This is a genomic window from Methylobacterium sp. D54C (assembly GCF_053345595.1).
On sequence record NZ_JBKFAK010000030.1, the window covers coordinates 1 to 14,875 of the forward strand.

The 14,875-nt window shown below is 71.9% G+C and carries 19 protein-coding genes; 7 read left to right on the forward strand and 12 right to left on the reverse strand.

What is annotated here, in order from left to right:
• Positions 1 to 320: 320 nt before the first annotated feature.
• On the forward strand, positions 321 to 485 hold the full coding sequence (locus ACLBYB_RS29135; protein WP_447683421.1) for a hypothetical protein: 165 nt from the start codon (positions 321 to 323) through the stop codon (positions 483 to 485).
• A 178-nt stretch (positions 486 to 663) separates the two neighbouring features.
• Here the strand turns inward: ACLBYB_RS29135 and ACLBYB_RS29140 are convergent, their stop codons facing one another.
• Entirely contained in the window at positions 664 to 801 is a 138-nt protein-coding gene (locus ACLBYB_RS29140; protein WP_447683420.1) for a hypothetical protein, read from the reverse strand.
• A 338-nt stretch (positions 802 to 1,139) separates the two neighbouring features.
• Between ACLBYB_RS29140 and ACLBYB_RS29145 the strand changes: the two genes are divergently transcribed.
• Both ACLBYB_RS29145 and ACLBYB_RS29150 read left to right on the forward strand, forming a co-directional pair.
• Entirely contained in the window at positions 1,140 to 1,445 is a 306-nt protein-coding gene (locus ACLBYB_RS29145; RefSeq protein ID WP_447683419.1) for a hypothetical protein, read from the forward strand.
• A gap of 214 nt (positions 1,446 to 1,659) precedes the next feature.
• On the forward strand, positions 1,660 to 1,929 hold the full coding sequence (locus ACLBYB_RS29150; protein WP_354454966.1) for a GCG_CRPN prefix-to-repeats domain-containing protein: 270 nt from the start codon (positions 1,660 to 1,662) through the stop codon (positions 1,927 to 1,929).
• 245 nt (positions 1,930 to 2,174) lie between these two features.
• Here ACLBYB_RS29150 and ACLBYB_RS29155 read toward each other — a convergent pair whose 3' ends face one another.
• The 6 genes from ACLBYB_RS29155 to ACLBYB_RS29180 form a co-directional block, all read right to left on the reverse strand.
• Positions 2,175 to 3,041, reverse strand: coding sequence for an outer membrane protein (locus tag ACLBYB_RS29155; protein ID WP_447700878.1), 867 nt, complete (start codon positions 3,039 to 3,041; stop codon positions 2,175 to 2,177).
• 436 nt (positions 3,042 to 3,477) lie between these two features.
• Positions 3,478 to 3,672 (reverse strand): hypothetical protein, encoded by a 195-nt coding sequence (locus ACLBYB_RS29160; RefSeq protein WP_447683418.1) that lies wholly within the window; start codon positions 3,670 to 3,672, stop codon positions 3,478 to 3,480.
• Between the two features lie 430 nt (positions 3,673 to 4,102).
• Positions 4,103 to 4,312, reverse strand: a complete 210-nt coding sequence (locus tag ACLBYB_RS29165; protein WP_026605187.1) for a hypothetical protein — start codon at positions 4,310 to 4,312, stop codon at positions 4,103 to 4,105.
• A 106-nt stretch (positions 4,313 to 4,418) separates the two neighbouring features.
• Positions 4,419 to 4,739, reverse strand: coding sequence for a polyhydroxyalkanoic acid system family protein (locus ACLBYB_RS29170; RefSeq protein WP_056526667.1), 321 nt, complete (start codon positions 4,737 to 4,739; stop codon positions 4,419 to 4,421).
• A 99-nt stretch (positions 4,740 to 4,838) separates the two neighbouring features.
• Positions 4,839 to 5,150, reverse strand: coding sequence for a hypothetical protein (locus tag ACLBYB_RS29175; RefSeq protein ID WP_020094728.1), 312 nt, complete (start codon positions 5,148 to 5,150; stop codon positions 4,839 to 4,841).
• A gap of 85 nt (positions 5,151 to 5,235) precedes the next feature.
• Entirely contained in the window at positions 5,236 to 5,466 is a 231-nt protein-coding gene (locus ACLBYB_RS29180; protein ID WP_020094727.1) for a hypothetical protein, read from the reverse strand.
• A gap of 518 nt (positions 5,467 to 5,984) precedes the next feature.
• On the opposite strand from ACLBYB_RS29180, the gene ACLBYB_RS29185 reads away from it, so the two are divergent.
• Complete coding sequence (locus ACLBYB_RS29185) at positions 5,985 to 6,302, forward strand: hypothetical protein (RefSeq protein ID WP_091928387.1); 318 nt, start codon at positions 5,985 to 5,987, stop codon at positions 6,300 to 6,302.
• Between the two features lie 405 nt (positions 6,303 to 6,707).
• Complete coding sequence (locus ACLBYB_RS29190) at positions 6,708 to 6,938, forward strand: hypothetical protein (protein ID WP_056526661.1); 231 nt, start codon at positions 6,708 to 6,710, stop codon at positions 6,936 to 6,938.
• On the opposite strand, the gene ACLBYB_RS29195 is transcribed toward ACLBYB_RS29190, so the two are convergent.
• Both ACLBYB_RS29195 and ACLBYB_RS29200 read right to left on the reverse strand, forming a co-directional pair.
• Positions 6,935 to 7,177: a hypothetical protein gene (locus ACLBYB_RS29195; RefSeq protein ID WP_427508347.1), complete on the reverse strand. Its 243-nt coding sequence runs from the start codon at positions 7,175 to 7,177 to the stop codon at positions 6,935 to 6,937. The two genes, ACLBYB_RS29190 and ACLBYB_RS29195, sit on opposite strands and share 4 nt — an antisense overlap.
• Before the next feature lie 32 nt (positions 7,178 to 7,209).
• The gene (locus tag ACLBYB_RS29200) at positions 7,210 to 7,464 is read right to left on the reverse strand and encodes a hypothetical protein (protein ID WP_020094723.1); all 255 of its coding nucleotides are present in this window, start codon (positions 7,462 to 7,464) and stop codon (positions 7,210 to 7,212) included.
• A gap of 421 nt (positions 7,465 to 7,885) precedes the next feature.
• On the opposite strand from ACLBYB_RS29200, the gene ACLBYB_RS29205 reads away from it, so the two are divergent.
• Positions 7,886 to 8,701 carry an SDR family NAD(P)-dependent oxidoreductase gene (locus tag ACLBYB_RS29205; protein WP_447700879.1) on the forward strand — a complete coding sequence of 272 codons (816 nt, stop codon included), beginning with the start codon at positions 7,886 to 7,888 and terminating at the stop codon, positions 8,699 to 8,701.
• A gap of 68 nt (positions 8,702 to 8,769) precedes the next feature.
• Here ACLBYB_RS29205 and ACLBYB_RS29210 read toward each other — a convergent pair whose 3' ends face one another.
• The 3 genes from ACLBYB_RS29210 to ACLBYB_RS29220 all read right to left on the reverse strand — a co-directional run bounded on the left by ACLBYB_RS29210 (position 8,770) and on the right by ACLBYB_RS29220 (position 12,890).
• Complete coding sequence (locus tag ACLBYB_RS29210) at positions 8,770 to 10,020, reverse strand: sensor histidine kinase (RefSeq protein WP_447700880.1); 1,251 nt, start codon at positions 10,018 to 10,020, stop codon at positions 8,770 to 8,772.
• A gap of 165 nt (positions 10,021 to 10,185) precedes the next feature.
• Positions 10,186 to 12,432, reverse strand: a complete 2,247-nt coding sequence (locus ACLBYB_RS29215) for a molybdopterin cofactor-binding domain-containing protein (protein ID WP_447700881.1) — start codon at positions 12,430 to 12,432, stop codon at positions 10,186 to 10,188.
• An 11-nt stretch (positions 12,433 to 12,443) separates the two neighbouring features.
• Entirely contained in the window at positions 12,444 to 12,890 is a 447-nt protein-coding gene (locus ACLBYB_RS29220) for a (2Fe-2S)-binding protein (protein ID WP_020094719.1), read from the reverse strand.
• Between the two features lie 603 nt (positions 12,891 to 13,493).
• On the opposite strand from ACLBYB_RS29220, the gene ACLBYB_RS29225 reads away from it, so the two are divergent.
• A complete protein-coding gene (locus ACLBYB_RS29225; RefSeq protein ID WP_447700882.1) occupies positions 13,494 to 14,873 on the forward strand; it encodes a mercuric reductase in 1,380 nt (459 codons plus the stop codon).
• Positions 14,874 to 14,875 lie beyond the last annotated feature (2 nt).

Here is a 14,875-nt window from a genome sequence, read left to right on the forward strand (position 1 = left end):
GTCGCCGTCCCGAAGGGCCGACCGGTCGCCCTCGCCTGCGTAACGGCGTGGATGGATGAGGCGAAGCGCACCGGCGTCGTCCGGCGGATCTTCAATGCCCGCGGCTTCCGCGACGACGCGGTCGCGCGCTGACGGATACGCCCGCGCCAGTCTGAACTGCAGTTCTGAAGTGTTCGCCGAGGCGGCGCTCGTGAGGCGTCGGCGACCGAGGTCGCCAAGACAACGAGGGTGAGTGGGTGGCCGGCATGGTCGCCCGATCGGCACTTCTGCGCCGGACATCGGGTCCGATGAAGGTCGACAGCGGACCTTAGTGCGTCTCGATGGAGCCGGTCCGCTGGGCCTACGAGAACGGCATCACTCCGGACGTTCCGCGGTTTGGCATGCCGACCGACAACGCGCTGGTCGAGGCATTCAACGACGGCCTGCGCCTGAACGCAACTGGGGCCTTGTCCCTCGCCGAGACGAGGAGCAGGATCGAGACGTGAAGGCGGCGAGTACAACCAGTGCCGTCCTCACACGGCCCTGGGGAGTGGCTGACGCCCCAGGTCTTCGCCTTGGCGTTGCTCCAACTGGCCGCCGAGTGGGACCCGGAGCTCACCTCCCGGCCCGACCGAGATCAGGGGATCCTCGATCGCGGCCGGGTGAGAACGGCTCCGACTTGGCTCAAGCCAGCGTCGGAACCGGGCCGGTGAGGCCCGTAGCCGGCTTGTCGGCGTCGAAGTGATTGGCCAGCGCCACCACGAAAGCGAAGTTGGCGATGGCGGCGAAGGGGAGAAGGGCGAGGGCAGTGAGGAGGGGCATCGGCGGCGTCCTTTTGTGCGGTGCGTGAGAAACGATATCGCACTGCACGCGACTTCTTGGTATGCCACATGCCTCACGCCAGATATGCGGCGCATGCATGAAGGTGTCGGGAATAAGATCGACCCTTGCAACGATCGGGCTGCAGATAACTGGCCCGCAGGCGAGCGGAGTGCGGGTCGTCGACGTGCGCGACGCCGCCGCCTGTTCGAGATGCCGAGTTCTCATCCTCTGCATCGAACCCCAACGCGCGGCAGTCGAGCCGCCGCACAATCGCAGCTGAGACATTCGGGCATTTCAACCGCGGTCTCCGAGAGCCGAATGTACCGGATGGCCGACGAATGGCCGTGTTGCGGCCGCAACGCCTCGGACCCGTCGCGCCGTTCGGCGGATTGACTCTGGAGAGACGGGCGCGGGCCGATCCAGGCCGGCACGCGGACCGCTCGCCGCAAGCCGAATGGGAGACCGTGTGGACGGATCCGGGGAAGTGGAAAAGCGCGACCTCAAAGCCCCTGGTGATCGCGCTCGTCGTCGTGGAACGCGTCTCCGCGGGGTCCATCGCGGGCAACTGGATCTGGCAGGCCGGCAGCCGGCCGCATACTGCCCCGCAGCAGAGCGACGGATCGGCGACGGCTCTCCCGACGTGAGCGGGTGATCCGGGCCGCAGGTCCGGCGGACACTGTCGTCTTGGTCGAGGCGGACGCTTGGGCGGGTGGAGCGCCAGTATCGAGACAGCGCTTAAAGAAAAGCTCCAGCGATACGGGCAATCGAGACGGTCCGTGACACCCGGCCTTCAGCCGAGGGCAGGTATTCGGTCAGTGCCGACGGAGATCGGCTCAGCCAAGACCTGGAGATCGGTTGATGCTCAAGTCCCTCGCCGCCGCGACGCTGCTCGCCGTCGGCTTCGCCGCGCCGGCCTCGGCGCTGCCCGTCGCGGGTTCTCCGCTCCCCGCCGCGCAGGACGGGCTGATCCAGCACGTCTACGGCGGCTGCGGGCCCTATGGCCATCGCGGCCCTTATGGCGGGTGCCGCGCCGGCGGCCAGTGGGGCGGCTATGTCGGTCGGGCCTGCCCGCGCGGCTTCCACCTGGGTCGCGGCGGGCGGCGCTGCTGGCCGAACCGGTACTGGTAGCGACGCGCCCGCCGCTCTCGGCGAGCGGCTGGGCGCCGTGGCGCACCGTGGCGGAACGCAGGAACACCCTGGGAGCGTGCGCTTCCAGGGTGTTGCCGACCTCGCGGCCAGTTTGATCGGGCTGGGGATGCGAAGGCCAACCGGAAGGCTGCTCTTCGGCGGCCGGAGGGCGATGAGGCGGACCTGCCCCCCTCGCCCGCCGCCGCGTCTCCCGGCGTGGAGGCCGGGAGCGGCGCGACCCGATCTCAGTAGGATCCGAACTTGTAGTTCAGGCCGGCGCGGACGACGGCGAACTCGGTCTTGGCAGCGGCGCCGTTGAGGTAGGCGGTGCCGTTCGGGGGCAGGAGGTTGCCGTAGAACACGCCGCCGGCCGAGTTCTTCTGGCGGTCGAGGCTGACGTAGAGGCCTTCGACTTTCAGCGTGACGGCCGAGGAGCGGAAGAAGTTCAGGAACGAGTCGGTGGGCAGGGCGTACTCGACGCCGCCGCCGGCGGCCCAGCCGGTGCGGAAGCTGTCGCGGAAGCGGTTGCCGGAGAAGTTCTGGTCGTCCTGGCCGGAGCCGTAGGCGAAGCCGCCGGTGCCGTACACGAGGGTGCGGTCGAAGGCGTAGCCGAGGCGGCCGCGCACGGTGCCGAAGTAGTCGAGGCCGTTGCCGCTGGTGGCGACGAAGGCCGGCGGGTTGGAGAAGGCGACGCCGGGGAAGCCGAGGAAGCTGTAGTTCTGGGTGGCGTTGGCGCGGCGGGCGAAGTCGACGTACTGGGCGTCGGCCTCGAAGCCGATCACGATGCCGGAGCCCGGGGTGAACTGGTAGTTGTAGCCGATCTGGGCGCCGCCCGAGAAGCCGTCGTTGTTGTTGCGGTTGTTGACGCTGACGACGCCGGCGGTGCCGGGGGAGTTGATCAGCGAGCCGCCGGGCAGGGCGTAGCTGGTGGTGTTGCGGCTGTTGGCGTCGAAGCCGTAGCCGGCGTTCACACCGAAGTAGAAGCCGGTCCAGGTGAACACCGGCACCGGCGTGAACACCGGCGGCGGCGCGGCGCGGCGCGGAAGGTCGGCGGCGGACGCCGCGGCGGTCAGCGCAGTGAAGGCGGCTAGGGAGGCGATGAGCTTGGTCATGAGGGCGATCCGGGTTTCGATCTGGTGATAAGACTACCAAGCTCTGAGCAGAATAGCTGTAGTTTTACGGACACACAGGCTCGCCGCGTCGGAAAAAACATAGTAAATGGCAGATTAACTCTGGATAGATCTGTTAAATACTGATGAAGTTATGGCGGTGTGCTCGGGGCCTGCGCCCGGGGCGCGTGCATCGGTCCGCGGCGCGGCCGCGCGGCCAGGGGGCGACGCGCCGACATGTCCGAGTGCGGCGCTGCCGGACGCCCGCGCGGGGAGGGTTTGTCGTCGCTGCGGGTGCGCTGCGGACGATCCTGGCGCCGCCCGCGCCGGATCCGTCGGGCGGTAACATGGGATCGAGAGCCGGCTCGCCGGCGGGTGGCGCCGAGGTGGCGGACGGCGCGCGGGGACCTGTCCGGCGGTCCCCGCGTCCGGGGCCGCGCTAACCCGTCCGGTCGCGCCGGGTGATGTGCTTGACCAGCTCGGCCAGCTTCTCCTCGGCCTTCTTCAGCGCCACGCGCGAACTGTGTCCGGGCGGCGTTCCGTCGGCAGCCTCGCGAAGCTTCGCGATGGTGTCCTGGGTATGCTCTACCTCGGTATCGAGCGCGGCACGCTCACCGGATCTATCGATGGCCATATCGATCCTCCAGGTGTTCTGCCCCTGGCGGCCGCCAGGGCGCCACGCCCTGAGGTAAGGCGGCATCCCGACCGTGGCGAGCTTCGCGGGCCTCGCCGGAGGCCGTTTCCGGCACGGATCCGGGCTCGGCGACCCCGTCGCCGCCTGTGCGCCACGGCACGCCGCAGCGTGATCCCGGCGCCCGCGGACGGCGTTCTACCGTCACACACAGGAGACCGCCGCCATGCTGATCCTCAATCCCCTCACCGGCCAGACGGTCGACGTGCGCGTGCCCCGCCCGCAACCCGGGAAGGCGTGAGGGACGGCGTGAGTCCGCTCCCGCGCGGGCTCTCGCCGATGCGCCCCGGGGCCCGAGCGTGCCCTCCCCGGTCGCGCCGGCGGCCTCGGTCTCACCCGCCCGCAGGTTCGGCACGCCGGGTGCTGCGAGCGCTCACAGGGAACGCGGGGGCCGGCGCGCCAAGCGCTCGGCCTCCGCCTGCCACGCGTCGCGCTCGGCCTGAAGCGCCTCGATGCGGGCGTGGAGATGGCCGGCGTCGATGGCGGTCTCCATCAGCATGTCCTGCGCGGTGGCGAGCTGCTGGCGCAGCTCGGCGTTCTCGGTCGCGAGCGCGAGGAGCAGGGCCGCCACGTCATCGCTCATCCGGGCCCCTGCGCCGCCATCGAGCCGGCGCGTTTAGCCCCGGCACGACCGGGCCACAACCGCCCCGCGGGCACCCCGGACCGATCGCCGCCCCGGGCCGCGCGCGTCAGGCGGCCTCGTCGGACAGGAGGCGCCCGACGTAGTGGCGCCCGACCGACTCGATGACGGGCGCGAACAGGCTGGCCATCCAGGGCACCAGCGCCTCGACCTCCAGCGCGTCATCCGCCACCTGGATGGCGACGCGCGCCGATTGCCCGTAGCCGCTGCCCGAGAAGGAGCGGCGATTACCCAGCCAGTCCTCGGCCTCGACGCGGATCTTCTCCGCCTCCAGGCGACGGAAAGCCCAGTCCATGTGCAGGTCGATGCGCCGGCGAACCTCGGCTGTCCCGAGGTCGTGCGGGACGGTGATCGTCAGGCGCTTCGGCATCGGCATCTCCTCGCGAGCGGGCCCCGTGAGGTGCGGCCGGAAGGTTAACGCCCGGTGATCGGCGCCACCCGATCGATGCGCCGGGCGAACCGCCGGCGGTCAGTACCGGACCGTGCGGACGCCGCCGGCCCCGCCACTCACGACGCTCCGGATGACCTCCTTGGTCGACGGGCTGATCCCACCGTCACCGCGCAGCCGGCGCCCGTCCGCCCGGTCGAGGCGCGCGACGTCGTCGGAGCACCGGTCCAGGGCGCGGCGGACCTTGGACGACAGCGGCCCGCCGCGTTCCGCTGGGGCGCCGGCCATCTCGAACCGCAGGCAGGACGCCAGATAGCCTTTCAGGTCGTCGAAGGCGGCGGCCTGGGCCCCCGACGTCAGGACGATGAAGATCAGGGCGGATCGGGCGAGCATCACGCGCTCCAGGGAAAGCGGTCCGCGCGGACAACGCGCGAGCGGGGCATTGGTCCCGGAGGCCGCGCCCTCGCGGCCGCCGCACTCAGCCGCTGCGGCGGGGCGCCTGGGCCGCGTCGCGCCGCTGGTCCTGGGTTCCCCGACACTGCACGTATTCCGGCGTTCCCGGCTCGGCGCCGTAGCCCCGGCAGATCGCGTCGTCCTTCGCGGCGACGTCGGCCTCGCTCATGAAGAGCTCGCCGCGGCCGGGCCGGTTCGCCGCGTTGCAGGCCGTCAGGGCCGTGGCCGCGATGGCCAGAACGATGATGTGCTTCATGGGACTCCTCGCCGCCGATCAGCACCACAGCGGCAGGACGCTGTCGATGACGCTGTCGACGACGCTGCCGCTGCGTCCACAAGCCGGCGGTCGACATGGTTATCCAAGGATGGCGGGACCTTCGGCGCCGCGCCGCGGTCCCGGCCGTCCACCGCACGGGGCGGGGCCGGCCCGGCATGCAAGCGTGACGCCGCCGTGACCGGCGGTCCCTGCGGGGCCGGCATGTCGTGTCGCCGGTGCACCGGCGGCGCAACGCCGGCTAAGCATCTGCCTCTGCATCCTCCCAAGGCAGACCCACCTTCGGCCCCGCCGGCAGCGCCGCGCGGGGCCTTTTCGTGCGCCGATCCGGAGGGTTGGCGCTCCGCTCGCGAGCGAGACCCTGCGCACCGGGCGCGACCGGGCACGACGATCGGCGGCGCACGACGGCGACGGGTGTCGGAAACCGGGTCCGCGCTCCCGCGTTCGGGCACGGAGGCCCGTGCGTGAGGCACAGTCAGGGCCGAGATGCCAAGGAGCACATGATGCGTCATGCCCTCTTCGCCATCTTCGCGCTGGTCGCGGCGTCGCCCGGTTCGGCACAGACCAGCACCGGTCCCGCACCGATCCGGCAACCCGGACCAGCGCAGCCGGTGACGCCGGGCACCCCGGCCGGAACCGTCGTCGTTCCCGGCGGCAGCCAGAACAGCGGTCCGGGCAGCACCGCCGTCGTCGCGCCCACCGGGACGGGGGCGACGACCATCACGACGGATTCGGCCGCCGGCGGGAATGCCGGCCAGCCGGAGCGCGGCGTACCCCAGGTCGGCAAGGGGAGCGGCGACGGCAGCGGCGGCAGCTGATCGCCGGACCCCGTCCTGAGGATCCGTCCCGCCCCATGCTGGATCGGGGCGAGACAGGTCGACCGTCCCACCGCCGGCATCCCGACGCGGCGGGCGGCGGCGCGCGGGCACGGGACCATCGCACCGTTGACCCGCGGCCCGGGACCGCCCGTCGCCGGGGAGGGATGATCCCGCGCGGCGTTCAATGCCGAAGCCGAGCAAGTCTGTTGCGAGCCAACGAATTTTGATCGCTGTGTCTAACTCAGGTTCTGCTTTCAATCTTAGATAATGATCGGCTGCGAAATAATTAGTATCAACATACCGGTAAAATTTATTTCCGATTCATCGATGCGGTGTTCGCACTCTCACGTTATAAAGATACTGTAGATTTAAAGCGACGCCGCCGCGCGTCCGTCGGAGATTGATTTGGCGGATCCGGAATTCGAGGGTGGAAAGTTCGGGCCGAACGACAAGAGATCGATGCTCCGGCAGATCGCGCACGCCCTCGGCGTGCCCGAAGACGCTTTCCTCGACGAATCCGAGGCGCTCGCCGCGATCGACATGACGGGGGATTTGCTGCGCGTCTGGCACGCGCTCACCCTGTCGGACCGCCGCTTGCTGCTGCAGATGGCGCGCGGGATGATCTCCCGCGGCTAGAACGGCCACGGCTCCTCCTGCGGCCCCGGCGCCGCCCGCTCGCCCGGCGCCACGAGGTCCACGATCTCGTCGAGCGGCTGCGTCACCCGGATCGTTCGCCCCGCCGCGGTGATGAACGTCTCGTTGCGCATCAGGTCCGTGTCGCTCAGCGCCTGGACGCTCGTCACGCGCAGCAGGTGCCGGCAGCCGTCGCCGTCCTGCACCTGGAGGAAGTTCCCGACCCGCCGAACCGCCGACATGGCGCTCTCCCGCCCCGCTGGTGATCTGTGGCCTAGGCGCCCTGCAGGCTCTCTGCGAAGTCGTCGGGGATCTCGCCCCACTGGCCGAGGATCGTGACGCCCTCCAGTTCGCCGGTCTCGTCGTCGGCCACCACCTTCAGCGCCGCCGCGCCCGGCATCCGCCTGGCCATGTTCTCGGCCTTCTTCACCGCCCCGCTCTCGGTCTGCGCAGGCTCCTGCCGGGCCGGCCGCAGCCGCTTCCGGTGCAGCTCGAAGGGCTGCACCACGAACGCCGTCCTCATCGCCATCGTCGTCCTGCACCCCGGTTCGTCACAGGTTCTCCACAGACCGCACGGGCCGCCCAAGGGCGCGCCACGACCGGAGTTTTCGAGCCGTATCCACACGCGTCAACGGGGCCGGAAGAAGAGTCTCGCCCGCAGATTGTGCCCGGCCCGCCCGTATGATCTGTTCCGCTTTCGTTCTAGCATGGCGAGGCCGCGGGTGCACCTCTCCCGGATCGACGCGCGGCGGATCTCGGGCGCCGATTCCGTCAGCGGGCCGGCGCCGCACCGGCCTCCCCGCGCCTGCCCGACGGGCGTTGGGCAAGGCGGCCCGATCATGCCACCGGGTCATACCAAGGTATGGCGCCGGCCCGCATCCGTATAAATGTAAGCCTCCGTCGCGATCGCTACACTTTCCGTCATTCAGCAGCACAGACGGAGAGTTATCGTGACGGAATGTGCCAAGGGAACTGCTCTGATCACCGGCGCTTCGGGCGGGATCGGCGCGATCTATGCCGAACAGCTCGCCGCGCGCGGCCACGATCTCATCCTGACCGCCCGGAACGCGGATCGCCTGGAGGCGGTCGCCGAGACGGTGCGCGGCGCCTCGGGCCGCACCGTCGAGGCGCTCGCGGCGGACGTCAACGACCGTGCCGGTCTCCGGCGCGTCGAGGACCGCCTGCGGAGCGACCCGGCGATCACCCTCCTGGTCAACAACGCCGGCTTCGGCTCCGCGGCCCCGCTGCTCCAGGCGGATCCGGACGAGATGGAGCGCATGATCGGCGTGAACGTCACGGCCGTGACGCGCCTCGCCTACGCGGCGGCGCCGGCCTTCATCGCGCGGGGGCACGGGGCGATCATCAACGTCGCCTCGACCGTCGCCCTCAATCCCGAACTGCTCAACGGCGTCTACGGGGCGAGCAAGGCCTACGTTCTCGCCTTCACGCAGGCGCTGCAGCACGAACTCGCCCCCAGGGGCGTCCGGATCCAGGCGGTCCTGCCCGGCGCGACGGCCACCGAGTTCTGGACCGTGGCCGGCGTCGGCGGCCACCGGAACCTCCCGGCCAGCATCGTCATGACGCCGTCCGACCTGGTCGCGGCCGCGCTCGCGGGATTCGATGCCGGTGAGGTCGTCACGATCCCGCCCCTGGAGAACGGTGCGGCCTGGTCCGCGCTGGACGCCGCGCGCCTCGAACTCGCCGCCCAGCTCGGCGCGGCGACGCCGGCGAGCCGGTACCGGACCGCGTGCGCCGACGCCGCCTGAGGCCCTCGGGGGGCGTCCCGGCCGGGGCGCCCCTGCCCGCTCCCTGCCCGCTTCCCGCGGCCGCCCGGTCAGGACCGGGCGAGCGGCAGGCACACCGAGAAGCGGGCGCCCGGCGCCCCGCCGCGGGGGCTCGCGTCGATCGAGCCGCCATGGGCCGCCACGATGGTCCGGCAGATCCGGAGACCGAGGCCGAGCCCCTCGGCCCGCGTCGTGAAGAAGCCGTCGAACAGCCGGTCGACGGTGCCGGGATCGAGGCCCGGCCCGTTATCGACGACGTCGACCGTGATCGACCCGTCCCGGCAGACGGTCTCAACCGCGATCTCGGGCCCGGGGGTCCGCGCCTGCCGATGGATCTGGATGGCGTTCATCAGCAGGTTGACGAAGACCTGCTGCAGCTGGATCCGGTCCGCGAGGACCTGCGCGGCCGCGTCCGCCGGGGCGACGGTGAGCCTGATCTCGGTGCGGTTCAGGTCGTGCGCCACGAACCGCGCGGCCTCGGCCAGGACCTCCGCCACGGCGACGGGCGCGCGGACGCTGTCCCGCTTGGCGGCCATGCGGCGGGTGCGATCGATGATGTCCCCGGCCCGCGTGACCTGATCGACGATGCGCTGGCATTGCCGCCGGAGCAGGTCGCGGTCGAGGTCCGCGCGGTCGAGCAGGCGCAGCATCGCCCCGGCGGTCATGCCGATCGACGACAGGGGCTGCCCGAGCTCGTGCGCGATCGACGCCGACAGCTCGCCCAGCGTCGAGATCCGGGAGACGTGGGCCAGCTCGTCGCGCAGCACCTCCAGCGACATCTGCCGCGCGACGTGCTCGGTGATGTCCACGAAGGAGGCGAGCCACAGGCCGGAGGTGGCGCCGTCCGCCCGCGGGACCACGCAGAACAGCGTCTCGAAGCGCGATCCGTCGAGCCGGACGCTGTGCGCCTGCTGCTGGAACGAGGTTGCGCCCGCCGCGAAGGCCCGGGCGGAATTGACCTGGGCGGTGCAGAGCGGGTCGAAGAAGCGCTGCGTGCGCTGCCCGATCATGTCCGCGCGGCCGCCCGCGCCGAACATCCGCACCGCCGCCTCGTTGACGTCGAGGATGACCATCCCGTGCCGCAGGCGGTCGGCCACGTCCGGATGGGCGTCGAGGTGGGCGGCGATGTCGGTGATTCCGGCCGCCGCCAGCGCGTCGAGGGTGGCGACCCGCTCGCGGGCATCGACGACGACGAAGCCGATCGTCGAGACCTTCATGCAGACGAGGTACCACGCGTCGTTCCAGTCGGCCTCGCTGGCCACGACGATCCGGTCGGCCGTCGGCGTCAGACCGTTGCTCATGTCGGCGGTTCCCGGGGCCGGCCCCGATGCAGGCCCGCCGCGCCCCCGCTATACGGCATCCGAAAATCCCGCTTCCAGTCGGGACGCGGGACTTTCGGGGGCAGGCCCCGGGGTCATCGCCCGGGGTCATCGCCCGGGGTCATCGCCCGGGGTCATCGGTCGGCGTCAGGTCCCCGAGAGGGTCTCCTTGGCCAGGGGCAGGCTGCGCAGGCGTCGGCCGGTCAGCGCCGCGACCGCGTTGACCACCGCCGGCGGCACGCCGGGCAGGCCGGGCTCGCCGATGCCGCCCATCGGCGCCCCGCTCTCGACGATCGCCACGTGCACCCGCGGCATCCGCTCCCGGTCGAGGATCGGGTAGGCGTCGAAGTTCCGGGCCTGCCGCTCCCCGTTCTCGTAGACGACCTGCTCCAGCAGCGTCGACGAGAGGCCGAGCGCCGCCGCGCTCTCGACCTGGCGCTTCACGATCGCCGGGTTGACCACGCGGCCCGGATCGATGGCTATCCAGAGATCGTGCACCCGCGCCTCGCCGTTCTCGAGCGACACCTCGGCGATCGTCGCCGTCTCCGACCCGAACGGCGAGGCCATCGACACGCCCCGCGCCCGCCGCGTGCCGTCCTGTGCCCGGAACGGCCCGCGCGTCCAGCCGCCCGCGAGGTCGGCCACCGCCTGCAGCAGGGTGCGGTGGCGGGCGCTGTCCCTCAGGAGCGTCATCCGGAGGGCGAACGGGTCCTGGCCGCCGGCCTGCGCGATCTCGTCGAGGAAGCTCTCGTAGAAGTAATCGTTCATCGAGTGCCCGACCGAGCGCCAGAACGCGATCGTCACCGGGTGCGGCACCTTCACGTAGGTGAGCCGCCGGTTCGGGATCGCGTAGGGCTTCCGGTCGAGGCCCTCCACCACCGAGGAATCCACCGGCCCCTTGAACAGCGCGCCGAACCAGCGCCCGATCGGGCCCTCCCCCACCGCGGTGGTCTCCAGCGCCACCGGCATCCCGTCCGGACCGAGCGCCGCCCTGAACCGGGCGAAGCTCAGGGGGCGGACGGCGTCCATGCCGAACTCCTCCTCCCGCGACCACAGCACCCGCACCGGCTTGCCCGTCGCCTTGGCGAGCAGGATCGCCTGCGGGAACGGGCTCGCCGGCCCGTAGTGGAAGTGGCGCCCGAAGAAGCCGCCGAGCATCGGCGAGTGGATCCGGACCTGATCCGGCTGCAGCCCGGCCGTCTTGGCGGCGACCTGCTGGAACAGCTCCGGCATCTGGTTCGGCACCCAGAGGTCGAGGCTGCCATCGGGGGCGAAGCGCGCCACCGCCGAGGGCGGCTCGAGCTGCGCGTGGGCGAGGTAGGGCGCGTCGTACGCCGCCTCCACCACCTTGGCCGCGCCCGCGAAGGCGGCGTCCGGGTCGCCCGCCTGCTCGGCCGGAACGCCGGGGCCGGCCGCGTCCCGGAGGGCGGCCAGCATCGCCGCCGAGGAGAAGCCCGCCGAGACGGTGGCGACGCCGTCGGGCGCCGGCCGGGTCCAGGTCACCTGCAGGGCCTCGACGGCCCTGCGGGCCCGCCACCACGTGTCGGCCACCACCGCCACCGTGCCCGGCAGGCGCTCGACCGCCTGGACGCCCGGCATCGCCCGGACCTCCGCGGCGTTGGCGATCGCCTCCGGCTCGGTGCCGAGATGCGGCGCGTGCCGGATCGCGGCGTGGACCATGCCGTCGAGCCGGATATCGATGCTGTAGACGGCCCGGCCGGTGGACTTGTCGCGCATGTCGAGGCGCGCCACCGGCTTGCCGATCCAGCGGAAATCTCTGGGATCCTTCAGGGCGACATCGTCCCGCGGCTGCAGCGCCAGCGCCGCGGCGGCCAGGGCGCCGTAGCCGAGGCTCCGGCCGGAGGCGGCGTGGATCACGCGCCCGTTCTCGGTGGTCAGGCTGGCCTGCGGCACGGCGAGCTCGGCGGCCGCCGCCCGCAGGAGCATCTCGCGGGCGGTGGCGCCGAGGCGGCGCATGGCCTCAAAGCTGGAGCGTGTCGAGAACGACCCGCCGGTCATCCGCAGCCCGTTGACGACCGCGTAGTCGGGGCCGGGCGGGGCGCATTCCACCGCGAAGCGCGCCGGGTCGAGGTCGAGCTCCTCGCCGATCGTCTGGGCGAGGCCGGTGTTGATGCCCTGGCCGCCCTCCACGAAGGGGCTGAGCAGGCGCACGGTGTCGTCGGGGCGGATCTCCAGGAAGGCCGTCACGCGGGTCCCGGGTTTCGGCGCGACGGCCGCCGGGCCTTCGGCGCGGGTCTGGCCGGCGGCCGGCGCGACCCGGAGGCCGACCCCGAGGAACAGCGCGCCCGAGGCGGCCCCCAGGAAGCCGCGGCGGGAGAGGTTGCGCACCGGTTCGCGGCGATCCGGGCGGGCGGGGGGCGTGAGGTCGGTCATCGTGCGCCTCCTCAGGCCGCGGCCTGCCGCACGGCGGCGGCGATGGCGTTGTAGGTTCCGCACCGGCACAGGTTGGTCATGGCGCCGGCGATGTCGGCCTCGGTCGGCTTCGGGGTCTGCTTGAGCAGGCTCGTGGCGGCCATGACCTGACCGGACTGGCAGTAGCCGCACTGGGGCACCTCGATGCCGACCCAGGCGGCCACGACCCGGGCACCGACCGGGTCCTGCTCGATCGCCTCGATCGTCGTGATGGCTTGGTCGCCGACGCTCTCCAGGGGGATCTGGCAGGAGCGGGTCGCCGCGCCGTCGAGCAGCACCGTGCAGGCGCCGCACTGCCCGATGCCGCAGCCGTACTTCGTGCCGGTCAGCCCGAGGCTGTCGCGCAGGACGAACAGCAGAGGCGTGTCCGGTTCCGCGTCCACCGTGTAGCGACGCGCATTGATCGTGAGCTGGACCATCGTTCGACCTCGTGGGATGGGGACGCCGCGACGTGTCTCGGCGTGCGAACCGGCCGGGCAACGTGTCTTCGGGGACGGGCGAAGGCGCGGTCCGGATCGTGTGCCGTGTCGCGAGAGGTACCGCCGCCCCCGGCCGCGCGGAATCATACGAAGGTTAGGGGTCGTCACCCGAAACGGTGCCCCTCCGCGGCCCGCCCCCGGGATCAGGGCCGGCCGAGGACAGTCCATCGCCCCGGGTCTCGGCCCTGAAAGCTTCGCGCGGCGGCGCGCGGGCGGCCGGTCACGCGCCCGGGCCGCGGCCGCGGCGAACCCGCGTGTTCAGGGATCCGAGCCTTCGAAGCGGAGGGCGCGGGATTGCGGCAGGCCTGCCTGCAGAGGCGCCGACCGGAACGGGCGATCGCCCGTCAGCGATGGACGGAACTGCGGCGATGGGCCGATCCAGCTCAGTCCGGCCGAGGTTTCGGTCGGATCATCCGAGACTCGATGCGCACGAAACCTGCGCGCCGGGCGGTCGGGACCGGTCTATCATACCGACGCATGATATCCGTTCGGTCGTGAGGCCTCTACGTTTTCCGCAGATCTCGGGATCGCGGAGGAAATACCATGGACGACCACTACGATGCCCTCGTGATCGGCAGCGGCGAGGGCGGCAAGTTCCTGGCGTGGCACCTCGCCAAGGCCGGCCAGAGGGTCGCGGTGATCGAGCGCCGCTGGATCGGGGGCTCCTGCCCCAACACCAACTGCCTGCCGAGCAAGAACGAGATCTGGAGCGCCGAGATCGCCCACCGCGCCCGGCAGGCCGACCGGTACGGCATCGAGACCGGACCGGTCGCGGTGGATATGGGCCGGGTGGTCGCGCGCAAGCGGGCGATGGTCCGCGACCTCATCGACATGCACCTCGACCGCTACCGCGAGAGCGGCGCGGAGCTCGTCATGGGAACGGCCCGCTTCACGGGCCCCAGAGCGCTCACGGTCGCGCTGAACGCGGGCGGCTCGCGCGCGATGACGGCCGAGCAGATCTTCCTGAATCTCGGCACCCGCGCGACCATCCCGGGCGTCCCGGGCCTGCGCGAGGCCGGGCCGCTCACCCATATCGAGGCGCTCGAACTCGACGCCGTGCCCGCTCACCTCGTCGTCCTCGGCGGCGGCTACGTGGGCCTCGAACTGGCCCAGGCCTACCGCCGGTTCGGCAGCGCGGTGACGGTGATCGAGCACGGGCCCCGGATCGCGGGCCGCGAGGATCCGGACGTGGCGTCCGCCCTCGCGCAGCTCCTCGAGGCCGAGGGGCTGGCGATCCGCACCGGCACGGAGGTGGTCCGCGTGCGCGGCCGCTCGGGCGAGGCCGTGGAGATCAGGGTGCGCGGCGGCGCCGGTGAGGCGGTCATCGCCGCGAGCCACATCCTCGTCGCGGCGGGGCGCGCGCCGAACACCGACGAGATCGGTCTCGACCGCGCGGGCGTGGCGCTCACCGAGCGGGGCGTCATCGAGGTCGACGACCACCTCCGGACGAGCGCGCCGGGCGTCTGGGCCATCGGCGAGTGCGCGGGCAGCCCGGCCTTCACCCACGCCTCCGCGGACGATTTCCGCGTGATCCGCGACACGCTGGCGGCCATCCCGCGCTCGACCGCGGGCCGGCTGATGCCGTCCTGCCTGTTCACCGACCCGCCGCTGGCGCGGGTCGGGTCGACCGAGACGGAGGCGCGGGCCGACGGTCACGCCGTCCGGGTGGCGCGGCTGCCGATGGCGGCCGTGCTGCGCACGCGGACGACCGGGCAGACCGACGGCTTCATGAAGGCCGTCATCGGCCCGGACGACCGCATCCTCGGATTCACGATGCTCGGCGCGGAGGCCGGCGAGGTCATGGCCGCGGTCCAGGTCGCCATGCTCGCCGGCCTGCCCTACACGGCGTTGCGCGCGATCCTCGCCCATCCGACTACCGCGGAGGGGCTGAACAGCCTGTTCGCGGCCGTTCCCGCCCGCTGAGG